This is a genomic window from Microbacterium sp. NPDC090007 (assembly GCF_044748345.1).
GTDB lineage: Bacteria > Actinomycetota > Actinomycetes > Actinomycetales > Microbacteriaceae > Microbacterium.
Genome location: NZ_JBIVFV010000001.1, coordinates 199,007 through 223,890 on the forward strand (window position 1 = coordinate 199,007; position 24,884 = coordinate 223,890).

At 71.7% G+C, this 24,884-nt stretch carries 24 protein-coding genes; 12 read left to right on the forward strand and 12 right to left on the reverse strand.

Annotated elements, in window-relative coordinates:
- Window positions 1-48: 48 nt before the first annotated feature.
- The gene (menC, locus tag ACIPVB_RS00890) at window positions 49-1,182 is read right to left on the reverse strand and encodes an o-succinylbenzoate synthase (protein ID WP_400366142.1); all 1,134 of its coding nucleotides are present in this window, start codon (window positions 1,180-1,182) and stop codon (window positions 49-51) included.
- Between the two features lie 443 nt (window positions 1,183-1,625).
- Here menC and ACIPVB_RS00895 point away from each other — a divergent pair, with 443 nt between their 5' ends.
- From ACIPVB_RS00895 to ACIPVB_RS00905, 3 genes are all read left to right on the forward strand, one after another.
- On the forward strand, window positions 1,626-2,441 hold the full coding sequence (locus ACIPVB_RS00895) for an SDR family oxidoreductase (protein WP_400366144.1): 816 nt from the start codon (window positions 1,626-1,628) through the stop codon (window positions 2,439-2,441).
- A 5-nt stretch (window positions 2,442-2,446) separates the two neighbouring features.
- On the forward strand, window positions 2,447-2,647 hold the full coding sequence (locus tag ACIPVB_RS00900) for a multidrug transporter (protein WP_400366146.1): 201 nt from the start codon (window positions 2,447-2,449) through the stop codon (window positions 2,645-2,647).
- A gap of 264 nt (window positions 2,648-2,911) precedes the next feature.
- A complete protein-coding gene (locus ACIPVB_RS00905) occupies window positions 2,912-3,100 on the forward strand; it encodes a DUF2795 domain-containing protein (RefSeq protein WP_400366148.1) in 189 nt (62 codons plus the stop codon).
- Window positions 3,101-3,113: 13 nt separating this feature from the next.
- Here the strand turns inward: ACIPVB_RS00905 and ACIPVB_RS00910 are convergent, their stop codons facing one another.
- Complete coding sequence (locus ACIPVB_RS00910; protein WP_400366149.1) at window positions 3,114-3,800, reverse strand: GNAT family N-acetyltransferase; 687 nt, start codon at window positions 3,798-3,800, stop codon at window positions 3,114-3,116.
- Between the two features lie 25 nt (window positions 3,801-3,825).
- Window positions 3,826-5,148, reverse strand: coding sequence for a nitrate/nitrite transporter (locus tag ACIPVB_RS00915; RefSeq protein ID WP_400366150.1), 1,323 nt, complete (start codon window positions 5,146-5,148; stop codon window positions 3,826-3,828).
- A 283-nt stretch (window positions 5,149-5,431) separates the two neighbouring features.
- Between ACIPVB_RS00915 and purU the strand changes: the two genes are divergently transcribed.
- Window positions 5,432-6,313: a formyltetrahydrofolate deformylase gene (purU, locus tag ACIPVB_RS00920; RefSeq protein ID WP_400366151.1), complete on the forward strand. Its 882-nt coding sequence runs from the start codon at window positions 5,432-5,434 to the stop codon at window positions 6,311-6,313.
- Window positions 6,314-6,505: 192 nt separating this feature from the next.
- On the opposite strand, the gene ACIPVB_RS00925 is transcribed toward purU, so the two are convergent.
- The 4 genes from ACIPVB_RS00925 to ACIPVB_RS00940 form a co-directional block, all read right to left on the reverse strand.
- The gene (locus ACIPVB_RS00925) at window positions 6,506-7,399 is read right to left on the reverse strand and encodes an FHA domain-containing protein (RefSeq protein ID WP_400366153.1); all 894 of its coding nucleotides are present in this window, start codon (window positions 7,397-7,399) and stop codon (window positions 6,506-6,508) included.
- A 14-nt stretch (window positions 7,400-7,413) separates the two neighbouring features.
- On the reverse strand, window positions 7,414-7,689 hold the full coding sequence (locus ACIPVB_RS00930; protein ID WP_400366155.1) for a hypothetical protein: 276 nt from the start codon (window positions 7,687-7,689) through the stop codon (window positions 7,414-7,416).
- Window positions 7,690-7,808: 119 nt separating this feature from the next.
- Window positions 7,809-8,777: a serine hydrolase gene (locus ACIPVB_RS00935; protein WP_400366157.1), complete on the reverse strand. Its 969-nt coding sequence runs from the start codon at window positions 8,775-8,777 to the stop codon at window positions 7,809-7,811.
- Between the two features lie 42 nt (window positions 8,778-8,819).
- On the reverse strand, window positions 8,820-10,799 hold the full coding sequence (locus tag ACIPVB_RS00940; RefSeq protein WP_400366159.1) for a M13 family metallopeptidase: 1,980 nt from the start codon (window positions 10,797-10,799) through the stop codon (window positions 8,820-8,822).
- A 165-nt stretch (window positions 10,800-10,964) separates the two neighbouring features.
- On the opposite strand from ACIPVB_RS00940, the gene ACIPVB_RS00945 reads away from it, so the two are divergent.
- The gene (locus ACIPVB_RS00945; RefSeq protein WP_400366160.1) at window positions 10,965-12,293 is read left to right on the forward strand and encodes an MATE family efflux transporter; all 1,329 of its coding nucleotides are present in this window, start codon (window positions 10,965-10,967) and stop codon (window positions 12,291-12,293) included.
- 89 nt (window positions 12,294-12,382) lie between these two features.
- Here ACIPVB_RS00945 and ACIPVB_RS00950 read toward each other — a convergent pair whose 3' ends face one another.
- Both ACIPVB_RS00950 and ACIPVB_RS00955 read right to left on the reverse strand, forming a co-directional pair.
- Entirely contained in the window at window positions 12,383-13,627 is a 1,245-nt protein-coding gene (locus tag ACIPVB_RS00950; RefSeq protein ID WP_400366162.1) for an acyl-CoA dehydrogenase family protein, read from the reverse strand.
- 204 nt (window positions 13,628-13,831) lie between these two features.
- Entirely contained in the window at window positions 13,832-14,434 is a 603-nt protein-coding gene (locus ACIPVB_RS00955) for a TrmH family RNA methyltransferase (RefSeq protein ID WP_400368158.1), read from the reverse strand.
- A gap of 164 nt (window positions 14,435-14,598) precedes the next feature.
- Here ACIPVB_RS00955 and ACIPVB_RS00960 point away from each other — a divergent pair, with 164 nt between their 5' ends.
- Complete coding sequence (locus ACIPVB_RS00960; protein ID WP_400366164.1) at window positions 14,599-15,975, forward strand: Nramp family divalent metal transporter; 1,377 nt, start codon at window positions 14,599-14,601, stop codon at window positions 15,973-15,975.
- 9 nt (window positions 15,976-15,984) lie between these two features.
- Window positions 15,985-16,620 (forward strand): metal-dependent transcriptional regulator, encoded by a 636-nt coding sequence (locus tag ACIPVB_RS00965; protein ID WP_400366166.1) that lies wholly within the window; start codon window positions 15,985-15,987, stop codon window positions 16,618-16,620.
- Between the two features lie 10 nt (window positions 16,621-16,630).
- Here the strand turns inward: ACIPVB_RS00965 and ACIPVB_RS00970 are convergent, their stop codons facing one another.
- Window positions 16,631-19,537 (reverse strand): HAD-IC family P-type ATPase, encoded by a 2,907-nt coding sequence (locus ACIPVB_RS00970; protein WP_400366168.1) that lies wholly within the window; start codon window positions 19,535-19,537, stop codon window positions 16,631-16,633.
- A gap of 42 nt (window positions 19,538-19,579) precedes the next feature.
- Entirely contained in the window at window positions 19,580-20,527 is a 948-nt protein-coding gene (locus ACIPVB_RS00975) for an SDR family NAD(P)-dependent oxidoreductase (RefSeq protein ID WP_400366169.1), read from the reverse strand.
- A gap of 192 nt (window positions 20,528-20,719) precedes the next feature.
- Here ACIPVB_RS00975 and ACIPVB_RS00980 point away from each other — a divergent pair, with 192 nt between their 5' ends.
- From ACIPVB_RS00980 to ACIPVB_RS00995, 4 genes are all read left to right on the forward strand, one after another.
- The gene (locus ACIPVB_RS00980) at window positions 20,720-20,890 is read left to right on the forward strand and encodes a CsbD family protein (protein WP_400366171.1); all 171 of its coding nucleotides are present in this window, start codon (window positions 20,720-20,722) and stop codon (window positions 20,888-20,890) included.
- 98 nt (window positions 20,891-20,988) lie between these two features.
- A complete protein-coding gene (locus ACIPVB_RS00985) occupies window positions 20,989-21,819 on the forward strand; it encodes an HAD-IIA family hydrolase (RefSeq protein WP_400366172.1) in 831 nt (276 codons plus the stop codon).
- 1 nt (window position 21,820) lies between these two features.
- Window positions 21,821-22,396: a YdeI family protein gene (locus ACIPVB_RS00990; RefSeq protein ID WP_400366174.1), complete on the forward strand. Its 576-nt coding sequence runs from the start codon at window positions 21,821-21,823 to the stop codon at window positions 22,394-22,396.
- Between the two features lie 47 nt (window positions 22,397-22,443).
- Window positions 22,444-22,590: a hypothetical protein gene (locus tag ACIPVB_RS00995; RefSeq protein ID WP_400366176.1), complete on the forward strand. Its 147-nt coding sequence runs from the start codon at window positions 22,444-22,446 to the stop codon at window positions 22,588-22,590.
- Between the two features lie 263 nt (window positions 22,591-22,853).
- Here the strand turns inward: ACIPVB_RS00995 and pyrE are convergent, their stop codons facing one another.
- Window positions 22,854-23,432 carry an orotate phosphoribosyltransferase gene (gene pyrE, locus ACIPVB_RS01000; RefSeq protein WP_400366179.1) on the reverse strand — a complete coding sequence of 193 codons (579 nt, stop codon included), beginning with the start codon at window positions 23,430-23,432 and terminating at the stop codon, window positions 22,854-22,856.
- Window positions 23,433-23,628: 196 nt separating this feature from the next.
- Here pyrE and ACIPVB_RS01005 point away from each other — a divergent pair, with 196 nt between their 5' ends.
- The gene (locus tag ACIPVB_RS01005; RefSeq protein WP_400366181.1) at window positions 23,629-24,474 is read left to right on the forward strand and encodes an exodeoxyribonuclease III; all 846 of its coding nucleotides are present in this window, start codon (window positions 23,629-23,631) and stop codon (window positions 24,472-24,474) included.
- Window positions 24,475-24,884 lie beyond the last annotated feature (410 nt).

Sequence of the window (24,884 nt, forward strand, 5' to 3'; positions counted from 1 at the left end):
GATCGAGCGCGAGGGCGCGGCATCCAGTTTATCGAGCGCCGCGTTCTCTCACCGCGTGATCCGCTCGCGCCGCACGGTGAACGCCTCGAGCGCCGCCTCGTCGATCTCGACGCCGAGGCCCGGTCCCGTCGGGACGCGAACGTGTCCGTCCTCCACGACCGCCGGTTCGGTGACGATGTCGCGCGTGTAGAAGCGGCCGGATGCCGAGATGTCACCGGGCAGGGTGAATCCCGGCAGCGCGGCGAGCGCGGCGTTGGCGGCGCGGCCGATCCCCGTCTCGAGCATGCCGCCGCACCACACCGGGATGCCCGCGGCGAGCGCCCTGTCGTGGATCGCGACGGCCTCGAGGTAGCCGCCGACGCGGCCGGCCTTGATGTTGATGATGGCCGCGGCGCCGAGGGCGAGGGCGTCGGCGGCGGCCTTGTCGCTGACGATGGATTCGTCGAGGCACACCGGCGTCGACAGGCGCTTCGCGAGGGTCGCGTGGTCGACGAGGTCGTCCTCCTGCAGGGGCTGTTCGATCAGGAGCAGGTCGAAGGCGTCGAGCTCCGCCAACGTGTCCGCATCGGCGAGGGTGTAGGCCGAGTTGGCATCCACTTGGAGGGGGACGGCGCCGAAGGCCGCACGGACGGCCGCGGTGTCGTCGAGGTCGCGGCCGGGCTTGATCTTGATCTTGATGCGCACGTAGCCCTCGTCGAGGTAGCCGCCGACCGCGTCGACCAGCGCGGCCGGATCGCGCTGGATGCCGACCGAGACCCCCGAGGGCACGCGGTCCCTTGCGGCACCCAGGTACTGCCCAAAACTGCGACCGTCTGCGCGCAGGGCGGCGTCGATCACGGCGAGCTCGAGGCCCGCCTTGGCCATGCGATGCCCCACGACCGGGCTCAGGATGCCGGCGACCTCTTCGGCCGCGACCGTCCGGCTCTCGAGCACGGCGGGCACGAGGAAGCGCGACAGGACGTCCCACGCGCCCTCGGTGTACTCGCTCGAGTAGTGCGGCTCCGCGGAGGTGACGACTTCTCCCCAGCCTCGCCCGTCGGGCGTCTCGGCCGAAACGACGATGACCTCGCGCACCGTCTCGGTGCCGAACGACGTCGTGAAGGGCGACACGAGGGGCAGATGCAGGACGCGCAGCTCCACGGCATCCAGGGTCACGGGCGGGGCGGGGCGAGTGAGAGGCATGACCGCAGGCTAACCGCGGGTCCGGCGGGCCGGGGCCGATCCGGCGGCGCGGCGGAACGGGCGGCGCGGGTGGGCGGGCGGCGCGGGTGGGCGGGCGGCGCGAGCGGGCGGGCGGCGCGAGCGGGCGGGCGGCGCGAGCGGGCGGGCGGCGCGAGCGGGCGGGCGGCGCGCCGAACTCCTGAGGAACCGGCGGCCGGGCGTGAATTATGGGTTCGGGATGGCCGAGATCCACGATTGCTCAGGAGTTTCGCACGCGGGCGAGCGGGCGGCAGGCGGCGAGCGACGGGCGAGCGGGCGCGCGGGCGACAGGCGACAGGCGACAGGCGACAGGCGACAGGCGACAGGCGACGGGCGACGGGCGACGGGCGACGGGACCGTAACGCTCGCGTCCGGGCCTGGCAAGGGCGCCGGTTCCGACGGGCGGCGCGCGTAGCGTCACCCGCATGAGCGCCGACTTCACCCCCCGCCATGCGATCGTCACCGGCTCCGACTCTGGCATCGGCGCGGCCACTGCCCTCGCCCTCGCCGACGCCGGAATCGACGTCGCCATCACCTACCACTCCGACAAGGATGGCGCCGAAGAGACCGCCGCCGCGGCGCGCGAGCGCGGCGTCAACGCGATCGTCGCGCAGTTCGACGCGACGGACTTCGACACGGTCCCGGATGCCGTCAACGCCATGGCCGACGAGCTCGGCGGCCTCGACGTCTTCGTCAACAACGCCGGCGGCGGCATCGGCGGCAGCTTCCTCGACCTCGACTTCGACACCTGGCGCACCGACATCGCCCTCAACCTCGACGGCGCCTTCCTGGCCCTGCACACCGCCGCCCGCCGTATGGTGACGGCCGGGAACGGCGGCCGCCTGCTCGTCGTGTCCAGCGTGCACGAGCACCAGCCCCGCGTGGGCTCGGCGCCCTACGTCGCCGCCAAGCACGGTGTCGGCGGACTCATCAAGACGATGGCCCTCGAACTCGGCCGGCACGGCATCACCGTCAACGCGGTGGCCCCGGGCGAGATCGCCACCCCGATCAACGACATGTCGGCCGAGGACGCCGACCGCATCCACCGTCCCGGCATCCCCCTCGGACGCCCCGGCAAGCCCGACGAGGTCGCCGACGTCATCGCGTTCCTCGCGTCGGCGGCGGGGTCGTACGTGACGGGGGCCAGCTGGGTCGTCGACGGGGGCATGCTCCACATGGGCCCGCAGGCCGGAAGTCACATGGAGTCCGACGCCTGGCGGTCGGCGGGCGAGAAGGAGTGAGCGCGATGAGCGACGACAAGAGCTTCGACGAGAACCGTCACGACCAGCTCACCACCGCCCCCAAGGCGACCGAGGCCGATGCCGCCCCTCGCATCGACGTGACGGAGCACGACGGCGTCACCCGCATCGACATCCGCGACGACGCCGCGGTGCGGCCGGGTCCGGGACAGGGCATGCCCGCTGCGGACGACCCCTCCGACCGGTGAGGCGGCGGGCGCGCGGAACCCGTTCCCGGGTTCCGCGTGCCCCTTTCCGGACAACGATCGCACCGTTTTGACCGCGCTCCCCGCGTCAAAGAGATCGAGAGATGCGCCGGCGGCAAGAACGTCGATTCTTATCGCGGATGCCGCCCGCCCGGCCCGGACCGTGGTGCCTACAGTCTCGTGAGGCACCTCCTCGCCCACCTCTCACCGACGCATCGCCGCCCACCGTCGGACGGCCCCGCGTCACGGCCCCCACCGGAGCACGACATGGACGCATTCCTCCGCACGATGGAGTACCCCTGCACCAAGGACGACCTGCTGCGCGAAGCCGAGCGCGCCGGCCTCGCCGCACCGACCGTGCAGCGTCTCAGCGCCCTGCAGGACCGCCACTTCCACGGAGCGCGCGACGTCGTCGTCGAGCGCCCGCGCCTCGTGACGGGCTCCGCCCCCGCCTGACCGGCGGCCGGGTTCATCCGGTGATCAGATAGCCGCGACGGTCGAAGCCGCCGATGCGGCGACCGGATGCCAGGTGGCCCTGCAGCTCGTCGCGGACGCGAAGGCGCCACCGGGCCGCCGCCGCCGGGTCGAGGCGACGCAGGGCCGCGACGTCGTCGGGTACGGCCACCACGGCCGAGATGTCGGCATCCACCGGCGTCGCAGCCGCAGGTTCGGCGAGCGCCCACGACACCAGCAACCGATCGGACCGGTCGCCGCGGTTGACCTCGTCGTCCATCTCGCCGTAGTGGTCGACCAGGTACGCGGTGACGCGCGCGCCCAGCACCGCCAGGTTGAAGTGGGCGTTGCGGGGGATGAGCGGGTCGAAGGTCCACGTGATGTGCCCCACGCCCCGCTCGAGCGCCCAGTCGCGCTGGTGGAGCTTGAGCAGACGCCCGAGGCCCCTCCCCTGGTACCCGTCGAGGATGCCCGTGATGTGGGAGTGCATCGACCGGGCCGCGGGCGGGCCGAAGAACGCCGCCGACGCACCGATCATGGCGCTGCCGTGGTACGCGCCGACGACGTAGTTGCCCGCGCGCTCGAGCGCGCGCAGGATGTTCGCCGGCATCGTGCCGCGCTCGCCCCACACGCGGTCGAGGACGCGTGCGGCCTCGTGGATCGCGTCGACGGTGTCGAGGGGGCGGAGGTCGATGGATGCCATGACCCCGAGTCTCGCAGGACGCCGGTCAGCGCGGCGGCACGCCGTCGACGTGGCGGATCGTGCGCCCGCGCTCGATGACGATGGCGATGCCGCCGATCAGCCACAGCGGCACCTGCGTCAGGAAGGCGAGACGGAAGGCGTCGAGCGAGTACGTCTCGGGGCTGCCGGCGCCCTGCACGTCCATCGCGACGCCGATGAACAGGATCGCCAGCAGGGCGGCCAGGAACCCGCCGCCGTTGACGATGCCCGTCGCGGTGCTCAGCCGGTGACTGGGGGTGAAGGTGCGCGCGTGGTCGAACGCGATCATCGACGCCGGTCCGCCCGTGGCCAACGCGAACATCAGCACGATGAGCAGCCACAGCGGCGCGGGCCCCGGCCACGCGACGACGACGATCCACACCACCGCCTGGAAGACCACCGTCGGCAGGACCAGCCATCGTGAGCGGCGGCGGGGATGCCGGCTCGAGAGCGCGCCGATGACCGGGCCGCTCAGGATGCCGAAGAACACGAACAGCGTCATGACCGCCGATGCCGTCGCCGGTTCGAGCCCCTCGCCCGCGGTGAGGAACGGGAAGCCCCACAGCAGCATGAAGGCGGTACCGGCGAAGGGTGTCGCGAAGTGCGACCAGAACCCGAGACGTGTGCCGGGGTGCGCCCACGACTCGCGGAAGCCCTGGCGCAGATCCGGGGCCGAGCGGACCACTCGGATCGCTCCGGTCTGCGTGTTGACCGAGGTGTCGACGGGGTCGTCCCGCCGCTCGGGGGGCCGATTGCGGATGACGAGGAAGGTCAGGATCGCGAACAGCACGCCCAACCCCGCCACGCTGCCGAACGCGACGCTCCAGCTGGTGGCGTGCAGAAGGGCTGCGAGCGGCACGACGGCGACGATCTGGCCCAGCTGCCCGATGATGCCCGTCAGCTGCACCAGGAGCGGAGCGCGCTGCGCCGGGAACCACGTCGCGATCACGCGCAGGACGCTGGGGAAGATGGCGGCGTCGCCGGCGCCGATCAGGACACGGGCCAGGATGCCGATCCCCACGGCATCCGCGAAGGCCATCACCAATTGGCCCGCGGCCATCAGCACCATGCCGATCGCGATCATCGGCCGCGCCCCGAACCGGTCCAGCAGCAGGCCGACGGGGATCTGCATCGCGCCGTAGACGAACAACTGGATGACCGCGAACATCGACAGCGCCGACGCGTCCGCACCGAAGCGCACCGCGGCGTCCACCCCCACCGCCGACAGCGACGTGCGGTTGACGATCGAGACGACGTAGGCGAGGACCCCGACGATCCACAACGTCCAGGTGCGCCAACCCGGCCGGTCGAGGCGCAGGGTACCGGTCACGCGTTCCAGGCTATCCCCGCCCGCCGACATCGACGGCGGCCCGGCGGTGTGCGCGCAGGGCACGCGCAGCGGGGCGCTTCGCGTGCAACGGGGCGTCCGCCGACCGCCCCGGCGCACGAGACGCGCCCCGGTGGCGGCGAGCAGCGGGAGCCGGGGGTCGGGTCTCGGCGGGGTACCAGAAAGTGGCCGCCGGACGACGGACGTGACCCCGGGCCGCGAACGACGACCCGAAGCGGCGCGGCGCGTGGTCGGCGGCGCCGGCCGGGCACGGCAGAATGGTCCGATGGTCTCCGCGAGCCCCCACCTGCAGCCCGATCACGCGTGCCTCATCGTCCACGGCAGCGACACCCCCGGCATCATCGCCGCGGTCTCGGCGCTGATCGCCCGTCAGGGCGGCAACATCGTCGCCTTCGACCAATACTCCGACGATCCGCGGGGCGGCGCGTACTTCCAGCGCGTGGTGTTCCACCGCCCCGACCTGTCGGCCGCGCTGCCCGAGATCCGGGCCGACATCGCCACGACCCTCGGCGAGGGCTTCGAGTTGGAGTGGACGCTCACCGACCTCTCCACCCCCAAGCGCATGGCGATCCTGGCCTCGAAGCAGGACCACTGCCTGCTCGACCTGCTCTGGCGGCACCGCCGCGGCGACCTGCCCGTCAGCATCCCGATGGTCGTGTCCAACCACACCACCGCGGCCGAGGACGTCCGCTCGTTCGGTGTGCCCTTCTTCCACGTGCCGTCGACGCCGGGACCCGACAAGTCGGCCTCCGAGGCCCGCATCCTCGAACTGCTCGTCGGCAACGTCGACTTCATCGTGCTCGCGCGTTACATGCAGATCCTGTCGCCCGAGTTCCTCGAGAAGATCGGCGTACCGGTGATCAACATCCACCACTCGTTCCTGCCCGCCTTCATCGGCGCGGAGCCGTACAAGAAGGCCAAGCAGCGCGGGGTGAAGCTCATCGGCGCGACCTCGCACTACGTCACCAGCGACCTGGACGAGGGCCCGATCATCGAGCAGGACACCGTGCGCGTGACCCACGCCGACTCCTCGGCCGAGCTCGCTCGACGCGGCGCCGACGTGGAGCGCCAGGTGCTCTCGCGCGCCGTGCTCTGGCACGCCGAGGACCGCGTCATCCGCCACGGCAACCACACGATCGTCTTCTGACACGAGGCGCCGGGCGCGCGGCATCCGTCGCCCGAACCGCACCGTCGAGGCCGCCGAGCATCGCGAGACTGCAGCTGGCTGACAAGTCGGTCGCAGATTGCAACGGTTTTGTCAGCCAGCTGCAGTCTCGGCGTCAGGGGGCCACGCGCGCGGGAGACGGCGCTTCCGCAGCGAGGCGGCGACGCGGGGCGGTCACTCCGGGTCGCCGGCCCGACTGAGCGGCCCCGTGCCCCCGCGCGGGGGCTGCTTGCGCTGACGGGCGAACTCCCCGCCCTGCCGCCCGCCGTAGGGTCGCCCGTGGTCGGCGAATTCAGCGCGGAAATATGCCAGGCGCCAGTCGCCCAGCTCGATCCGCGCACCCGTGCGCAGGATGCGTCCCCCGCCGGAACGACCGGGGCCCTGCTCGCGGGCCCCGCCGCCGCCGACCGCGTCGAAGCCGTAGAGCACGTACTCGTCGTCGCCCTCGTGACGGACTTCGGCGTGCACCGGGGCCAGCCCCGGCAACCGCAGGTCGGCCTCTTCGCCCGACCCGATGACCGTCTTGGTCGGCAGCAGATCGAACTCGCGCGGTCGCGAGCCGTCCCACGACGAGTCGCCCACCGCGAAGATCAATCGCGGTCGACCCGAGCCGGGCGTGTAGTGCGTCGTGGTGATGCGACGGCGCACGGTGCGGTTGATCGTCGGCACCAGCGGCAGCGGCGTCTCGGGCGGGATGGGGAACGTGAGCGTGCGATCCCCGTTGCGCCGGACGAGCAGGGGAGCCACGGCCGACACCGAGCCGAGGCGGATGTGCTTCGAGCCGGTGATGACCCGCTGCAGTGCTCCGCTCTTGACGTCGCCGAGCTGCAGGATCGGTCCGTCCGGCCCCTCGAGTTTCACGGAGATGCCCCGGGATGCCAGGGCGTCGGCGACCGCGGACAGTTCGGCGAGTGTGCGCCGACCGTTGCCGGGCAGCCGTGAGGGGTCGCTCACGACGATGCGCACCTCGGAGCCGGCGGCCGTGATCGTCCCCTCGAACGGCGGGACGTCGGCATCCCGCCCCTCTTCGTGCTCCGAGAAGGCCAGGTCGATGTCGAGGCGCACCATGACGGCGCCGCCCCTCAGTTGCCGCGGTACGGGTCGGACCCGGCCGCGGTGTCGTCGCTGGTGGTGACGCGCAGGGTGCCGTTCAGCTTCCACGTCGCACGGGGGGCGTCGGGGCCGATGTCGCGGGGCACCTCGACCGTCATGTCGACGAAGGAGTAGTTGACGGCGGCTCCGCGGCCGGTCAGGTACGACCACATCTCGCGTCCGAGGTCGGTCCAGTCGGTGATCGAGTGACCTTCGGGGCCCTTGCTGTCGGCGAACGGGTCGTTGGTGGCAGGAGAGTCGGACATGGCTTCGGTCCTTCCTTTCGTATCGGGGCCACCAGAGTCCCAGTGCGCCGTGCGCCGTGACGAGGGATTGCGCTCGCGTCCGCCGTGCGGCACGATTCCGATACCGCGCGCGACGAGCGTCAGTACACGTACTCCATCAGCTCGACGCCGAGCACGCGGAAGGCGTCGTGCGCCCTCAGACGATGGGCGATCGACAGGTCGTCGAAGTTGGCGATCAGCGCGTAGGACACCCCCGCGCGAGGCCCGCCGAGCACACCCGCCTCGGCACGGACGCCGGCGGCACGACCGGTCTTGTTGACGAAGAGCAGCCCGTGCTGGTCGTTCTCGTGCGAGAACGGGTCGAGGCCGGTGGCGGATGCCACGAGCGACAGGTCGTGGTTCAGGCTCAGCCACTCCGCGACCTGGGCGCTGACCCCGGGCGAGACGATCGTGGAGTTCACCAGGCCCGCGAAGACCTGGGCCATCTCGCGCGCGGTGGACAACGCGACGTGCGGGGCGTCGTCGGGGCCGCGGTCATCGCGGAAGCGATCGAGCAGGGCCGTGCGGCGCAGGCCCAGCTGCTCGACACGTGCACGCACCGACTGCAGCCCGGCGCGGTGCAGCAGGGCGTTGGCCGCGAGGGCGTCACCCGTCGACGCGGCCAGCATCGCCAGGTCGGTCAGGGGCAGCGCCGGAGCCTTGAGATGCTGCCAGGTCCCCCCGTGCGCGGCGCCGGGGACGACCGCGCGATCGATGATCTCGAGCGGATCGAGTCGGCCGGACTCGAAGGACGCCGCCACCTCGACGAGCAGGGGGACGATCCCCAGGCCCGCGACCGGCAGGGTCAGGAAGTCGTCGCCCGCCAGCACCTGCGACCCGCCGTCGAGGTCGTCGATGCGCACCGCGACCTTGGCCCCCGAAGCGGCCAGCTCGTCCAGCGCCCGCAGCGTCGCCGTGAAGGAGCGACGCCCCGCGGCGGCGCGACGCGGCAGGCGCTTGGGCCCCTTCCGCCCGGCACCCCGCAGGGCCGGGGCGTCGCGACGAGACGACTCCACCGGCCCTCCGACGGGGTCGGACGGCGCGGACTCGGGAACCGGGGGCATGCCCACGAGCGTGGCTCCTTCGGTGTCAGCAGGACAACAAACGCGACCTCACCAGATGGTGACGCGCTGGTCGGCGTCCAGCCAGAGCGCGTCGCCCTCGCGGACGTCGAACGCCGAGTAGAAAGCGTCGATGTTACGCACGATCTGGTTGCACCGGAACTCGTTCGGCGAGTGCGGGTCGATGGTGAGCAGACGGATCGTCTCGGCGTCCCGACCCTTCTGCTGCCAGATCTGGGCCCAGCTGAGCAGGAGTCGCTGGATGCCGGTGTACCCGTCCACGACCGGACCATCACCCTCGGTCTCACCCTGCTCGGCGAGGTACAGCCGGTAGGCCGCGATCGCGATCCCCAGTCCGCCCAGGTCGCCGATGTTCTCACCGATCGTGAGCTTGCCGTTGACGTGGTGCGCCTCGTCCAGGCCCTGCGGCACGAGGGCCTCGTACTGGGCGATCAGGGCGCTCGTGCGCTCCTCGAAGGCCGTGCGGTCGGCATCCGTCCACCAGTCGCGCAGCGACCCGTCGGCGTCGAAGCGGCTGCCCTGGTCGTCGAAGCCGTGACCGATCTCGTGCCCGATCACGGCGCCGATCCCGCCGTAGTTCGCGGCCGCGTCGCGCTCGGCGTCGAAGAACGGGTACTGCAGGATCGCAGCCGGGAACACGATCTCGTTCATGAGCGGGTTGTAGTAGGCGTTGACCGTCTGCGGGGTCATGTACCACTCGTCGCGGTCGATGGGCTGTCCCACCTTGGCGAGCTGGCGATCGTGCTCCCACACGTGGGCGCGGCGGACGTTGCCGACCAGGTCGTCGGCGTGGATCTCCAGGTCCGAGTAGTCCTTCCACCGCACGGGGTAGCCGATCTTCGGCACGAACGTGTCGAGCTTGGCCAGCGCGCGCTCGCGCGTCTCGTCGGTCATCCAGGTCAGCTCGCCGATCGATCGGCGGTAGGCCTCGATCAGGTGGGCGACCAGGCCGTCCATCGCGTCCTTGGCGGTGGCGTTGAAGTGCCGCTCGACGTAGACCTTTCCGATCGCCTCGCCCAGCGCGGCTTCGGCGAGGCTGACGCCGCGCTTCCAGCGCTCGCGATTGACGGGCACACCGGTGAGCTGGGTGCCGTAGAACGCGAAGTTCTCGGACACGAAGGCGTCGGTCAGGAACGCCGCCGCCGCGTGGACGATCTTGAAACGCAGCCAGGCCTTCCAGTCGTCCAGGCGCTGCTCGACCAGCAGGCCGCCGAGCGACTCGATGAAGCTGGGCTGGTAGACGACGACCTCGGCGAGCGCGTCCTCGTGGCCGGGGGCCACGCCCGCGCGCCAGGGCTCGAGGTCGACGCCGGCGAGGGCGACGGTGTCGTCCCAGGTCATGAGGTTGTACGTCTTGACCGAGTCGCGGCTGTCCTCGCGGTTCCAGTGGTGAGCGGCGAGGTCGGTCTCGAGGGCGAAGACGCGGTCGGCGGATGCCGCGGCCTCGGCGACGCCGGCGAGGGCGAGGATGCGCTCGATGTGGCCGCGGTAGGCGGTGCGCGTGTCGTCGAAGTTGTCGAGGCGGTAGTAGCTCTCGTCGGGCAGGGAGATGCCGCCCTGGTAGACGACCGGGACGTAGCGGGTGGGGTCGCCCGGATCGGGCTCGACGAAGAGGGTGAGCAGGCCGCTGATGCCGTCGCGCTCGAGCTCGCCGATGAGTCGGAGCAGGGACGGGACGTCCGAGACACCGTCGACGCGCGCGAGCTGGGCGTCGATGGGGCGGTGACCCTCGGATTCGATGCGGTCGGTGTCCATGAAGCTCGCGAAGAGGTCGCCGATCTTGCGGGCCTCGCTGCCCGCCTCGGCCTCCCGCGACTCCTGGACGATGGTGCGCACGTCCGCCTCGGCCTGCTCGGCGATGAGGTGGAACGAGCCCCAGCGAGCCTTGTCATCGGGGATCTCGGTGCGCTCCAGCCAGCGGCCGTTCACGTGGCGGAAGAGGTCGTCCTGCGGGCGGATCTCGTCGCTGAGCTCGTCGAGCGCGAGACCGGAGCGGGGGGTGTCGGTCATGCACACAGGATAAGTGCCGCGCATCCGAGTCGGCTCGGAACACCGCCCCTCGGCCCCGGGCGCGTGGCGGCGGCGCCGGACGGCACGGAGCCCCGGCGGGATCGGCATCCCGATCCGCGACGAGCCGCCCGCGCGGTGTCGGAAGCCCGCCCTAGGCTCGGGGACGTGACGACCACCCCGCCCGAGACGCTGAACCGCTCGATCCTGCGGCTCGCCGTGCCGGCGCTGGGCGCGTTGATCGCCGAGCCCCTGTTCCTGATCGTGGATGCCGCCATGGTCGGCCACCTCGGTGTGGCCCCCCTCGCGGGACTCGGTGTCGCCGGCGCCGTCCTGCAGACGATCGTGGGGCTGATGGTGTTCCTCGCCTACTCCACGACGCCGGCGGTCGCCCGGCGGTTCGGCGCGCAGGAGCCGGGCCGCGCGGTGTCGGTCGGCATCGACGGCATGTGGCTCGCACTCGCCCTGGGCGCGGTGCTCGCCGCCGCGGGGTCTCTCGCCGCGAGCGGTGTCGTCGACCTGTTCGGCGCGGCCCCCGACGTGGCCGAGAACGCCCGCACCTACCTGGCCATCTCGATGTGGGGCCTGCCCGCGATGCTGGTCGTGTTCGCCGCCACGGGCCTCCTGCGCGGTATGCAGGACACCGTCACCCCGCTGTGGATCGCGGGACTCGGCTTCGGCGCGAACGCCCTGTTGAACGCCCTCTTCATCTACGGCTTCGGGTGGGACATCGCGGGGTCGGCGATCGGAACGGTCCTCGCGCAGTGGGGCATGGTGGGCGCGTACGTCCTCGTCGTGCGGCGCCTCGCCCGGCGGCATTCGGCCTCGCTGCGCCCGCAGCGCGAGGGGCTCGGCGGCACCGCCCGATCGGGTGGCTGGATGTTCCTGCGCACGGTGAGCCTGCGCGTGGCGCTGCTGGCGACGGTCGCCGTGGCCACGGGCCTGGGGTCGGCCGAGCTCGCCGGGTGGCAGATCGCCTTCACCATCTTCTCGACGGCGGCGTTCGCGCTCGACGCGCTCGCCATCGCCGCGCAGGCCCTGGTCGGCCGGGCGCTGGGCGCCGACGAGAACGACACCGTGTCGCGGGTGCTCCGGCGTACGAGTGCCTGGGGCGTCTGGTTCGGCGTGGTCGTCGGCGGCGTCATCGCGGCCGCGTCGGGGGTCATCGGACTCGTCTTCACGGGGGATCCGGTCATCGCCGCCCTCATCCAGCCCGCGCTGCTGGTGCTGGCGGTCGCCCAGCCGCTCGCCGGTTTCGTCTTCGTCCTCGACGGCGTGCTGATCGGGGCGGGTGACGCGCGCTATCTGGCCCTGGCGGGGGTGCTCAACCTCGTTCCCTACCTGCCGGCGCTGGCGCTGGTCGCCCTCTTCGCCGGGGGCGGACCCGCCGGACTGGCGTGGTTGGCGGCCGCGTTCTTCGGCGTCTACATGCTCGCGCGGGCCCTCACGCTCGGTCTGCGCGTGCGCGGGGCGGCGTGGATGACCGCCGGGGCGTGAGAGCGGCGAGAGCGCCTGACGCGGGACGGAGGAGCAGACCGGTTGCGTGGCGGTGGACGAGCGCTCGGCGAGCGCCCGCCCACCACGGTTCACGTGTACCAGGTGGGGACGGGCACCTCATTCGACAACACGTACGCACCGACCTCGCGCTTCTTGTAGGCGATGGGGTCATGCAGGCTGTGCGTGCGCAGGTTGCGCCAGAAGATGTCGAGACCGACCGCGTTCGCCGTCGCGCGCGCCCCCGTGAGCTCGAAGATCCTGGACGCCACCTCGAGACCGTCGTCGACGATTCGCACCTTCGCGGCCGCGATCCGCACGGCGACCTCGCCGCGGTCGCGCGCCGTGAGCTCCTCACGGGGCGCGTGCAGCAACGCGCTGATCTCGTGCCCGACCGCGTCGAGGAGTGCTTCATCCGCCCAGAGTCGGGACTGCAGGATGCCGTATCCCTCGAGCAGGTACCACTCGTCGCGCGCGTGCCCCTTGTCGTCGCCGCCGTACGGCCACGGGCGCGTGCGCTCACGGGTGTACGCCGCGGCGGTCTCGAGCGCCCCCTCCGCGATGCCCAGATAGAAGTTCGCGAAGACGAGCTGGATCGCCGGCACGTTCAGGGTGTTGTACACCAGCGGCTGGAACTGTTTGTCGACGAACCCGGCCGCCGCGGACCACGGCACGCGGACGTCCCGGATCTCGACCGAGCCGGACTCGGTCAGCCGCTGGCCCAGGTTGTCCCAGTCGCCGGCGAAGACGATTCCGTCCTGGTCGGTGGGCACGATCGCGAAGACGTGCGTGTCGGTGCCGTCGAGAACTCCCTCCAGCACCGTCAGATCCGAGACGCGTCCGCCGGTCGAGAACGACTTGCGCCCGGAGAACACCAGGTCGTCGCCGTCCTCGCGGATGAGCAGGTCGGCGTCGCGGGGATTGACCGCTCCCCCGAACAGCAGGGTGTTCGAGGTGGCGAGCTCCTCGATCGCGGCGATCTGCTCCTCGGTGGCGACCAGACGGGCAGCCCAGGCCCAGAGGTAGTGGTAGCCGAGCAGCTGCCCGATCGAGCCGTCGCCGCGGGCCACGGCGCGGATGACCTTGTACGCCGTCTCCCAGCTCTCTCCGGCTCCGCCGTGCGCGCGCGGACCGAGCAGCGTGACCAGGCCCGCCGCCTTGAGCAGGTCGACCTCGGCTCGCGGGGGGTGGTTGGCGCGGTCGCGTTCGACGGCGTCGACGGCCAGGATGTCGCCCACCTCCCGGGCCCGCGCGATCCACGCAGCGCTAGTGTGTGGCGTGGGTGCGTCTCGCCAGCGGTCGGCCAGGCTCGTCGTCGCTGAATCCGTGATCGTCATGATCATTCCTTCCCGGTGTGTGATTCGGTGTCGCGCCCTTCCCCGGCTGCCACCGGGGCGGGAACCGCGCTCGCCGCGCGGCGGGGCGCATCCGCCTCGCCGCCCGCGGAGGAGCGCGTGCCGACAGTCAACCGGTGCAGCGGGGGTCGCGCAGCGCCTGTTACCGATGAAGACCCCGTGTGTCACGGGGGCGTCACACGCGGGTCACGCCCAGCGGCGGCACCACTCGTACATGATCACGGCCGCCGCCGACGCGGCGTTGATCGACCGCGTCGAGCCGTACTGCGTGATCTCGACCACGCCGGTCGCGGATTCGATGGCCGCGGGCGAGAGCCCGGGGCCCTCCTGCCCGAACAGCAGGACGCAGCGCTCGGGCAGGTCCGCCCGGTCGATCGGCACCGAACCGTCGACGTTGTCGACCGCCACGATCGGCAGACCCGCGGCGCGCGCCCACGCGGCGAAGGCCGCGACGTCCTCGTGGTGTCGGACGTGCTGGTACCGGTCGGTCACCATCGCCCCGCGACGGTTCCATCGCCGCTTGCCGACGATGTGCACCTCGGCGGCGAGGAACGCATTCGCGCTGCGCACGATGGTGCCGATGTTCATGTCGTGCTGCCAATTCTCGATCGCGACGTGGAACGGATGCCGCTTCGCGTCGAGGTCGGCGACGATGGCATCCATCGTCCAGTACCGGTAAACGTCGACGACGTTGCGACGGTCACCCTCGGCGAGCAGCTCGCGGTCGTACCGGGGGTCGTCCGGCCAGTCTTCGGGGTTTCCCGGCCACGGGCCCACTCCGTGCGTCACGACGTCGAGCCCGGACGACGACGCCTCTGAATCGGACGCGGGACCGGGCTCCGGCCTGGGGTCGTCGGCATCCGTCACCGGTCCAGGCTAATCGCGCCCGGCGCCGCTCCGGCTCCGCGCGCTCCGAACTTTTCGGCTGGCCGAAAAATGGCTAGGGTTTCGGCATGCCGAAAGTTCAGGGTGTCGCGACTCGACGACACGCGCCGGGACGGGCCCTGTGGCTGCTGGGCCCCGCCCTGGTCGCGGGCGTGGCCTACCTCGATCCCGGCAACGTCGCGAGCAACATGACCGCGGGCGCCACCTTCGGCTACCTACTGGTGTGGGTCGTGGTGCTCGGCAACGTCATGGCGTGGCTCATCCAGTACCTCTCGGCCAAACTGGGCATCGTCACCGGTGAGAGCCTGCCCCAGCTGCTCGGGCGGCGGATCCGCCGGCCCTGGACACGTCGCGCCTATTGGGTGCAGGCCGAGCTGGTCGCCATGGCGACCGACGTGGCCGAGGTGATCGGCGGCGCCGTCGCTCTCAATCTGCTGTTCGGCATCCCGCTCGTGTGGGGAGGAGTCCTCACCGGGATCGTGTCGATGGGGTTGCTGCTCGTTCAGACGCGTCGAGGGGCACGAGCGTTCGAGACGGTGCTGATCGGGTTGCTCGTGATCATCGCCGTCGGATTCACGGCCGGGCTGCTGTTCGCCCCGCCCGAACCCGCCGGGATCGCGAGCGGCCTCGTCCCCCGCTTCGAGGGCACCACCTCGGTGCTGCTGGCGGCTTCGATCCTGGGGGCGACCATCATGCCGCACGCGATCTACGCGCATTCGGCGCTCGCACGCGACCGATTCGCGCCGAGGCCCGGCACGCTCGCCGCCCCCACGGTCGCCGCCGGCACGGTCGCCGCGAGCACGGTCGCCGCCGGCACGGTCGCCGCCCCCACGCCCGCGCAGGTCGGGCCCGACGCCGCGCATCGCGCGCTCGAGCACGCCCGCGGGATCCCCACCCTTCGCCTGCTGCGCGCAACCCGCTGGGACGTCACGATCGCCCTGGCCGTCGCGGGCACCGTCAACCTGGCGATCCTCCTCCTGGCCGCCGCGAACCTCGCCGGGGTCGCGGGCACCGACAGCCTCGAGGGCGCCTACGCGGCGCTGAGCGCCGGACTCGGCCCGGTCGTGGCCACGCTCTTCGCGGTCGGCCTGCTGGCCAGCGGTCTGGCGTCGACCTCGGTCGGGGCCTACGCCGGCGCCGAGATCATGCAGGGCCTGCTGCGGACGCGCATACCCCTGGTCGTCCGGCGTCTCGTCACGCTCGTGCCGGCCCTGGTCATCCTGGCGGCGGGCGTCGACCCCACCCTCGCGCTCGTGCTGAGCCAGGTGGTGCTGTCGTTCGGGATCCCGTTCGCCCTCGTGCCCCTGGTCGCGCTGACCGCCCGCGCCGAGGTGCTCGGCATCCACCGCAATCGACGTGCCACCACGATCGCGGGGGCACTGGCATCCGTCTTCCTCATCACCCTGAACGTCGCGCTCCTGTGGCTGGTGTTCACCGGCGGATAGGCTGACGGCGTGGAATCGCCCGTGGCCGACGACTATCTGAAGGCGGTCTACCACCACACCGAGTGGCAGGACTCCCCCATCACGCCGTCGCAGCTCGCGGCGGTGCTGAGCCTGGCACCCTCGAGCGTGACCGAGATGGTCAAGAAGCTCGCGGCGCAGGGGCTGGTGACGCACCGCCCCTACGGGCCCGTGTCGTTGACCCCGGCCGGGCAGCGCCGCGCGGCCGCGGTGATCCGTCGGCACCGCCTGGTCGAGACGTGGCTCGTGAGCGAGTTCGGCTACGCGTGGGACGAGGTGCACGACGAGGCCGAGGTGCTCGAGCACGCGCTCAGCGACCGTCTGCTCGAGGGTATCGACGACCGCCTCGGTCGCCCCCGCTTCGACCCGCACGGAGACGCGATCCCGGATGCCGAGGGCGCCGTGCATCGCGAACCCTTCGTCCTGCTGGCCGAGGCGGCCCCCGGGCACGCCGGGCGCGTGCTGCGGGTCAGCGACCGCGACCCCGAGCTGCTGCGCGCGCTCGTCGAGCGGCGCATCGACGTCGGCCACGAGCTCGAGGTCGTGTCGGAGCAGATCGTGCGCGCCGACGGTGTCGAGGTGGCGCTTCCCGCGGGAGCGGGCAGCTCTGTCTGGCTGACGCGCTGAGCGGTCGGGTCTACGCGGGCGGCGGCGCGTCCGGCACCGCGGCGCGCGACGGGTCGGGGGCGGGAGGCATCGATTCGTCCGCGGCGGGGGCCGTCCGGAACCACCGACGTGCCCGCGCGGGAACCCACACGGCCGCGATCACGGCCACGGCGGCGGCGAGGGCGACGACCAGCACCGGGTCGAGCTCGGTCAGGGCCATCGCGGTCGCCTGCAGCACGACGAGCACGGCGAGATAGGCCGTCAGCAGCGCGCGCGCCAGGACGCTCCGCCGTGACAACGCCGAGCCGCCCGCGACCGTGAACAGGCCGAGCAGCACGGTCGCCGCGCCCACCAGCGACACGGGCAGGACGAGGTCCGGCGGCACCGCGTAGCGCGTCAGCAGGACGAGGACGCCGAGAGCGGTGTTCAGGAACCCCCCGACGTAGACGAGGACGACCGCGGCGGTGATGACGGTGGGGCGACGACGCGGGCCCGGCTCGACGACCTCGCCTCGCTGCTGTCGTGGGGCGGCGAGCGATCGCCGGACGAACCGGCGATGACCGAACCGCACCCCCTCGATCGCGGCGACGGCGAGCACGGCGACCAGAGTGACCAGCGCCGCGCCGTCGGCGCCGGGATCCTGCAGCTGGAAGAACTGCCCGAGGGGCGGAACCGTGAAGATCGCCGTGAGAGCGATGAACATCGCCCCGATCACCAGCACCTTCACGCGTGTGACCGGCCGCGACAGCACGGTGAGCACCCAGATCGCGACGACCGCGAGGATGATCGTCGCCCCCGTGCGCACCTGCGCGGTGCCGAGCCCGAGGTCCATCGCCAGGCGCGTGTAGATCGTGAGGGCCACCGCGATCACGATGCCGGCGGGTATGGCGAAACTCAGCGAGCGGCGCAGGAACCCCGGGACGTAGCGCTGCGCGTTCGGCAGCAGAGCGAGGAAGAAAGCCGGGATGCCGATCGTCAGGCCGTCGGTGATCGACAGCTGTCGCGGAAGGAAGGGGAACTCCATCACCAGCGCCCCGAACAGCACGGCCAATCCCGTGGCGTAGACGGTCTTGGTGAGGAACAGCATCGAGACCCGCTCGATGTTGGCGATCACCCGTCGCCCCTCGGCCACCACCGCCGGCAGGTGCGAGAACCTGCCGTCGAGCAGCACGAGACGCGCGACGGCCTTGGTGGCGGCGGCGCCCGAGTTCATCGCGATGCCGATGTCGGCCGTCTTGATCGCCAGCGCGTCGTTCACCCCGTCACCGGTCATGGCCACGACGTGACCGCGGGCCTGGAGCGCGGTCACCATGCGCTTCTTCTGGTCGGGCGTGACCCGCCCGAACACCGTGTGCTCCTCGAGCACCGCGGCGAGCTCGCCCTCGTCGTCGGGGAGGCGCCGGGCGTCGAAACCCCCGGCGACATCGAGACCGACCTCGCGCGCGATCGCGGCCACCGTCCGGGGGTTGTCGCCCGAGATGACCCGGACACCGACGCCCTGCGCGCGGAAGTAGGCCAGGGCCTCGGCCGCGTCGGGGCGGACGGCCTCGATGAAAGTGAGCACGGTCACGGCGACGAGCGCGTCGGGCAGCCGCTCCGCGGCCACGTCCGCGTCGGTCAGCGCCGTCGGCGCGTACGCGAGGACCAGCGTGCGCCGACCCGAGGACGCCAGACGGGTGACCGCTGCACCCAGGGGCGTCGAGGCATCGCCCGCGGTGTCACCGAAGACCATCTCGGGAGCGCCGAGCACCCACGTGCCCCGGACCCCGTCCACGAACGACACGGCGCTCCACTTTCGAGCGGACGAGAACGGGACGCGCAGCGCGGCGTCCAGGCGGCGCCGCACCGGGAACGGCTCGCGCAGGCAGCGGGCCGTGGCGTTCGCGTCGGGCGCGGCCCCGTACCAGGCGAGGGCGTCCTCCCACCCCGCGACCTCGTCGAGCGCGAACGACGCGTCGAAGCGGATCTCGCCGGCCGTCAGCGTTCCGGTCTTGTCGAGGCAGATGACGTCGACGCGGGCGAGACCCTCGACCGCCGGCAGCTCGTTGACGAGCACCTGCTGCCCGGCCAGTCGCGCGGCACCGACCGCGAAGGCGATCGAGGTCATCAGCACCAGTCCGAGCGGGATCATCGCCGTCAGCGCGGCGATCGTGTTGACCACGGCCTGCGACCACGTGCCCTGCTGCCAGGCCTGGGCCCACCCGCCGGCCACCATCATCTGCGCGTTGAGCACCAGCAGTCCGATCGGACCGATCCCCCACCCAACCCATCTCAGAACGCGATCGATCGAGGTGCGCAGCTCGCTCGAGACGAGTTGGAACCGCTTCGCCTCGGCGGCGAAGGTGTTCGCATAGGACTCCGCGCCGACGCGCACGACCCGGGCGGCCCCCTCTCCGGCGACGACGATCGATCCGGACAACGCCTCGTCGTCGGGCCGCTTGTCGACGGCATCCGACTCGCCGGTCAGCATCGACTCGTCGATCTGCAGCCCCCGCGACGCGATCACCACGGCGTCGGCCGGCACCTGGTCGCCCGCGCGAAGGACGAGCACGTCGTCGCGCACGACGTCGGACGGGGCGATCTCGGCATCCGTCCCGTCGCGGCGGACGCGGGCACGCGGCGCGTTCAGCAGGGCCAAGCGGTCGAGGGCCGCCTTCGCCCGGAACTCCTGGACGCACCCGATGATCGCGTTCGACAGCGCCGCCACACCGAACAGGGCATCCTGCCAGCGACCGAGCAGCAGTAGCACGAGGAAGCACGCCGCGACGATGCCGTTGAAGAGCGTGAGGACGTTGGCGCGGACGATGCTGCCGACGCTGCGGCTGCTGTCGGCCGTGAAGGCGTTGGTCCGCCCGGCGGCCACGCGTTCGGCGACCTCGGCCGCGCTCAGCCCGCGGACCTCGTTCGCCGCGCGTCCGTCGGCCGCCACCTGCTCCATGCGATCACTGTAGGGCGCACCCCCGACGTCGCAAGGGGCGGATCAGGATGCCGTGCGCCGCACCCTGTCGAAGGGCCAGCGCACATGGGTCGCCGTCTCGCAGGCGCGCCAGAGGTCGGCGCCCAGGTCGCCGGTGCGCGTCCGACGCGCCGGGGTGGCCGGTCGCGGTGTCCCGCGGGCGATCAAGGCCGGACCGAACATCGTGCCGCCGTCGGCGGACGGGTCGACGAGGGCGCGCACGAGCGACCACGCCCCCTGCTCCTTGGACTGGGTGATCGGCGCCTGCAGATTGTCGACGAAGCGCGAGAGCCTCGTCGGCTCGTTCACCCCGCGCACCCCCCGCGTCCGCCCGCTCGTGGCGTAGCCGGGATGGGCGACGAGGCTCGTGACCGGCACCCCGTGGGCACGGAGGCGCTTGTCGGCCTCGAGGGCGAGGGCCGTGGTCGCGGCCTTGGACTGCACGTACGCCCTCCACGGCGTGTACCCCTCAAGCAGCTCGGGGTCGGTCGGCAGGTGGCGCCAGATCGACGTCGACATGCTGCCGACCCACACCATGCGCCCCCGCGCCGTCGCGAGCGGCTTCAGCAACTCACCCGCGAGCGCGAAGTGGCCCAGGACGTTCGTGGCGAACACCAGCTCGTGTCCGCCGGCGGTCTCGCGCTGCTTCGGCGGATGCACGACACCGGCGTTCAGCAGCAACCCGTCCAGTCGCCCGCGCGCGCGGGCCGTCGCCGCCGCGGCGCGCACCGAGCCCATGTTGCTCGTGTCCAGCAGCAGCGTCTCGACGTCGGCATCCGGCACCGAACGACGCACCGCGGCCTTGGCCGCCGCGAGGCTGTGGGGGTTGCGGCCCGTGAGCAGCACGTGGGCGGAGGCCGCCGCCAGCTGTTCGCACGCGAAGTAGCCCAGCCCCCGGGTCGCGCCGGTGATGAGGTAGGACTTCCCGGAGAGGTCGGGGAGGTTCTCGGGGTCCCACTCGGCACGCGTCACCCTACGACCCTAACCAGAACGCGTCCCGGCGTCACGGGTGCATTCCGGAAACGGAATACCGCGGACCGCGGGAATTCTCCCCCTCGCGCGTGACGAATCGCGGCCCGCCCCCGTCTCATCTGCGAGCCACCGGCTCCGTCTCGGCGACGCACGTGCGCCGACGACGCCGACCAGACGAGAAGGAGTCACATCATGGGTCTCGACGACAAGATCAAGAACGCCGCTCAGGACATCGTGGGCAAGGCGAAGGAAGCCATCGGCAACGCGACCGACAACGACAAGCTCGCCGCCGAGGGCAAGGCCGACCAGGTGCAGGCGGATGCCAAGAAGGCGGCCGAGAACACCAAGGACACGTTCAAGTAAGTCGCCGCCACCGCGGACGGGCGGGCCGCGATCGTCGGATCGGGCCCGCCCGCGCTCTTTCCCGAAGCCGTGTCGGGAGTCGGGTCTAGGCTGTCGGCATGCGGACCCGTGGCGACATCGAGTGCTGGCTGACCGACATGGACGGCGTCCTCGTCCACGAGAACACGCCCATCGCCGGGGCGTCCGAACTGCTCGCGCAGTGGCGCGCCGAAGGCACCCCGTTCCTGGTGCTGACGAACAACTCGATCTTCACGCCGCGCGATCTCAGTGCCCGCCTGCGCGCCTCGGGCCTCGACGTGCCCGAGACCTCCATCTGGACGTCGGCGCTCGCGACCGCCGACTTCCTGCGGTCGCAGATGCCGCACGGCACCGCCTTCGTCATCGGCGAGGCGGGTCTGACCACCGCCCTGCACGAGGCCGGCTTCATCATGACCGAGACCACGCCCGACTACGTCGTCGTCGGCGAGACGCGCAACTACTCGTTCGAGGCGATCACCAAGGCGATCCGCTTCATCCGCGGCGGCGCCCGCTTCATCGCCACCAACCCGGATGCCACGGGTCCCTCGACCGAGGGTGTCCTCCCGGCGACGGGCGCGATCGCGGCGCTCATCACCAAGGCGACCGGTAAAGAGCCCTACATCGTCGGCAAGCCCAACCCGATGATGTTCCGCTCCGCACTGAACCGCATCGGCGCGCACAGCGAGAACACCGGAATGATCGGCGACCGCATGGACACCGACATCGTCGCCGGTATCGAAGCCGGACTGCACACGGTGCTCGTCCTCACCGGGATCAGCGACCAGCGCGAGATCGAGCGCTACCCTTTCCGACCCGACGAGATCCTCTCGTCGGTGGCCGAGCTCGTGCGCGCCGAACCGCTCGAGAGCGACCTGGCCGACGGCGAGGACGGTCTCAGCCAGGGACTCTGACATGGGCGCGCTCGACGACGGCGAGAAGGTGATCGCGGCCGACGCGGCCGCCTGGGCCGCATGGCTCGAGCAGAACCACGCCACGTCGACCGGGGCCTGGCTCGTGCGCGGCCGGGGCGTCGACGCCGGTCGCTACGTCGACTACGAGGACGCCATCTGCGAAGCACTGTGCGTCGGGTGGATCGACGGACCCGTGCGCGTCTTCGACGACGTCAGCTCCGGGCTGTGGTTCGCACCGCGCCGCCCCCGGAGCGGCTGGGCGGCGACCAACAAGGCGCGCATCGCGCGCCTCGAAGCCGAAGGGCGCCTCAGACCGGCCGGGCGGCGAGCGCTCGAGGTCGCCCGCGCGAACGGCTCGTGGGGGCTGCTCGACGACGCCGAGGCGGGCATCGAGCCGAAAGAGCTCGCCGCTGCCCTCGACGCCGTCCCCGCCGCCCGCGCGAACTGGGACGCCTTTCCCCCGTCGAGCCGCAAGTTCGGTCTGACGCAGATCGCCATGGCCGTGCGCCCCCAGACCCGAGCCGCACGCATCGCGAAGATCGTCACGGACGCGGCCGAGAACCGTCGCCCCTCCTGATCGCAGGGATCCGCCCGGGCTGGCGCATCGTCGGAGAGGATGGGCACATGGACGACCGCATGCTCTGGCTCATCACGGCCTTCTTCATCACCGCCGGCACCCTCGCGGCGTTCATCGTGCAGTGGCGTCGCTCCCGGCGCGGAGGCGGCGGCCGCGACCCGTTCGACGGGCCGGGTCCGGACGACCCCCGCTGATCCATGGGTGCTCCCGCCGAACGCGGCGGCGGGAGCCGGCATCCATCCCGGTCGTCACCGCCGGCATCCATCCCGGTCGTCACCGCCGGCATTTATCCCTGTCGTCACCGCCGGCATTCATCCCGGTCGTCACTGGGACGTGGCATCCCTGCCGCTTCGTCACCGGGACAGGAGGGTGACATCGGAACAGGACGTTTCGCCTCGGATCCGCCTGTTCTCATGGCGTCGCCTGTTCTCGTGACGGCGCGGACGCCGCGGGTCGCTTACTGGGGCGCGAGCCCCAGGTCGTCGAGGTCGATGGATGCCAGCCACCGAAGGCCCTCGGCTTCGATCGCCGCCTGCGCGCCGGTCTTGCGATCGACGATGACCGCGACGGCGACGACCTCGGCGCCCTCGCGGCGCAGTGCCTCGACGGCCGCGAGAGCCGACTGGCCCGTGGTCGAGGTGTCCTCGACGACGACGACGCGCGTGCCCGCGACGTCCGCGCCCTCGATCTGCCGGCCGCGCCCGTGGTCCTTCGGCTCCTTGCGGACGACGAACGCGTCGAGCGGGCGCCCCGCGTGCACCGACTCGTGCATGACGGCGTTCGCGATGGGGTCGGCGCCGAGAGTCAGGCCGCCGACGGCGACGACGCCGTCCAGGTCCTTCATGAGGTCGAGCACGAGACGACCGATCGCCGGAGCCGCACGGTGGTCGAGGGTGAGCTTGCGCATGTCGACGTAGTACGTCGCCTTCTTGCCGCTCGAGAGGGTGAAGTCGCCGTGGAACACGGCCTCGGCGTTGATGAGGCCGATGAGGGCCTGACGGTCGGCTTCGAGCTCGGGGGTGGAGGCGCGGGTCACGGCGTCGAGTCTATTGCCCCGGTCCGTCGCGGCCGATGGATGCCACGGACCGGCGCCGTGGCATCCGTCCGCGGAGTCCGCCGACGACGAGCCGCAGACCCGGACCCGACAGCGGCGTGTCGGCGCCGAAGTCCGCACGACGGGGCGACGGGCTCAGCGCGCGGCGGTGTCGGCCACCGAAAGTAGGCTGGATGGCATGCGCCTGGCCACCTGGAACGTCAACTCCATCCGCGCCCGCGTCACCCGCACCGTCGAGTTCTGCGTGCGCGAGCACATCGACGTGCTGGCGATGCAGGAGATCAAGTGCAAGACCGAGCAGTTCCCGTACGCCGCCTTTGAGGAGGCCGGGTACCACGTGGCCGCGCACGGGCTCAACCAGTGGAACGGCGTCGCGATCGCCAGCCGCGAGCCCCTCGAGGACGTCGAGATCGGCTTCCCCGGCATGCCCGGCTTCGAGAAGGGCAGAGAAGGCCCCGACCTGCCGAAAGAGGCACGGGCCATCGGCGCGACCGTGAACGGCGTGCGCGTGTGGAGCCTGTACGTGCCCAACGGCCGCGGCCTCGACGACCCGCACTACGCCTACAAGCTCGACTGGCTCGACGCTCTCCGCCGGCACACCGCCGACACGCTCGACCGCAGCCCCGACCTGCCGCTCGCTCTGACCGGCGACTTCAACATCGCGCCCACCGACGACGACAACGGCGACCCCACCGTCGTCGAGGGGGCCACGACGCACGTCTCACCGGCCGAGCGTGCGGCCTTCCGCGCCTTCGAGGGGGCGGGGCTCACCGACGTGGTGCGCCCGCTGATCCCGACCGGCTACACCTACTGGGACTACAAGCAGTTGCGCTTCCCCCGCAACGAGGGCCTGCGCATCGACTTCATCCTGGGCTCACGGGCCTTCGCCGACGCCGTGCATGGCGCCGAGATCCATCGCGACGAGCGCAAGGGAGAAGTGCCCAGCGACCACGTCCCGGTGGTCGCCGACCTCGACCTGTCGGCATCCGACGACGACGACGACCTGCCGATGATTTTCGGCTGAGCGCCGCCGCCGCAGGTCTCGGAATCGGAGATCCACACCGAGATCGGATGCCAGCGGCCCACCGGTCCGATTCTGACGCGGTCCTCCGATCCCGGTGGGGTCGCGCTCGCCGCGCCACTCCGGCCGGGAGGCCGAGCCCGCGGCATCCGGGAACCCTGTGCCCGCCTCGGCGCCCGCACCCGGCAGTGAATTCGGACCGGCGCAACGGATTCGGACGCGAAGCGCCGCATCGTCCGCATCTGTTGCACCCAGCCGAATCCGTTGCGGCGGCCCCGCGTCGGATCGGCCGACAAGACCGGGAACGAGAGAATTCGAAAACTTTCTTCGTCGCCCTGTCGATTCCGTTCGGCGCCGTTCGACGCGATAGTAGGGGAAGGCATCCGCTCCCCTCATATCGCTCGACAGAGCAC

Coding starts and splice junctions, on each gene's coding strand:
- menC (WP_400366142.1), bottom strand. CDS start 1,182: ATGCCTCTCACTCGCCCCGCCCCGCCCGTGACCCTGGATGCCGTGGAG.
- ACIPVB_RS00895 (WP_400366144.1), top strand. CDS start 1,626: ATGAGCGCCGACTTCACCCCCCGCCATGCGATCGTCACCGGCTCCGAC.
- ACIPVB_RS00900 (WP_400366146.1), top strand. CDS start 2,447: ATGAGCGACGACAAGAGCTTCGACGAGAACCGTCACGACCAGCTCACC.
- ACIPVB_RS00905 (WP_400366148.1), top strand. CDS start 2,912: ATGGACGCATTCCTCCGCACGATGGAGTACCCCTGCACCAAGGACGAC.
- ACIPVB_RS00910 (WP_400366149.1), bottom strand. CDS start 3,800: ATGGCATCCATCGACCTCCGCCCCCTCGACACCGTCGACGCGATCCAC.
- purU (WP_400366151.1), top strand. CDS start 5,432: ATGGTCTCCGCGAGCCCCCACCTGCAGCCCGATCACGCGTGCCTCATC.
- ACIPVB_RS00925 (WP_400366153.1), bottom strand. CDS start 7,399: ATGGTGCGCCTCGACATCGACCTGGCCTTCTCGGAGCACGAAGAGGGG.
- ACIPVB_RS00930 (WP_400366155.1), bottom strand. CDS start 7,689: ATGTCCGACTCTCCTGCCACCAACGACCCGTTCGCCGACAGCAAGGGC.
- ACIPVB_RS00940 (WP_400366159.1), bottom strand. CDS start 10,799: ATGACCGACACCCCCCGCTCCGGTCTCGCGCTCGACGAGCTCAGCGAC.
- ACIPVB_RS00950 (WP_400366162.1), bottom strand. CDS start 13,627: ATGACGATCACGGATTCAGCGACGACGAGCCTGGCCGACCGCTGGCGA.
- ACIPVB_RS00960 (WP_400366164.1), top strand. CDS start 14,599: ATGCCGAAAGTTCAGGGTGTCGCGACTCGACGACACGCGCCGGGACGG.
- ACIPVB_RS00970 (WP_400366168.1), bottom strand. CDS start 19,537: ATGGAGCAGGTGGCGGCCGACGGACGCGCGGCGAACGAGGTCCGCGGG.
- ACIPVB_RS00980 (WP_400366171.1), top strand. CDS start 20,720: ATGGGTCTCGACGACAAGATCAAGAACGCCGCTCAGGACATCGTGGGC.
- ACIPVB_RS00985 (WP_400366172.1), top strand. CDS start 20,989: ATGCGGACCCGTGGCGACATCGAGTGCTGGCTGACCGACATGGACGGC.
- ACIPVB_RS00990 (WP_400366174.1), top strand. CDS start 21,821: ATGGGCGCGCTCGACGACGGCGAGAAGGTGATCGCGGCCGACGCGGCC.
- ACIPVB_RS00995 (WP_400366176.1), top strand. CDS start 22,444: ATGGACGACCGCATGCTCTGGCTCATCACGGCCTTCTTCATCACCGCC.
- ACIPVB_RS01005 (WP_400366181.1), top strand. CDS start 23,629: ATGCGCCTGGCCACCTGGAACGTCAACTCCATCCGCGCCCGCGTCACC.